Origin of the sequence: Achromobacter sp. GbtcB20, assembly GCF_019091095.1 — a bacterium.
GTDB classification, from domain to species: Bacteria; Pseudomonadota; Gammaproteobacteria; order Burkholderiales; family Burkholderiaceae_B; genus Achromobacter; species Achromobacter mucicolens.
The window spans coordinates 1-241 of sequence record NZ_JAGXJZ010000827.1 but is presented as its reverse complement, the minus strand read 5'-3'; the positions used below and the strand labels follow the sequence as shown (position 1 = coordinate 241).

1 pseudogene is annotated in these 241 nt (G+C 67.6%); it reads left to right on the top strand.

The features are described from left to right. A pseudogene (locus tag KVT32_RS31280) lies at window positions 1-241 on the top strand (dihydrolipoyl dehydrogenase); the annotation flags it as partial.

The window sequence follows — 241 nt, the reverse complement described above, 5'->3', positions numbered from 1 at the left end:
AAGAAGAACAAGGTCACGTTCTTCCACGGCAAGGGCGCGATCAGCGGCCAGGTGGAAGGCGGCTGGGCCATCAAGGTCACCGGCACCGCCGAGGAAGTCCTGGTTGCCAAGCACGTCGTGGTCGCCACCGGCTCGCCGGCGCGTGAACTGCCCGGCCTGCCGTTCGACGAAAAGGTCGGGCTGTCCAACGACGGCGCACTGAACATCGGCGCCGTGCCCAAGACCCTGGGCGGCATCGGCG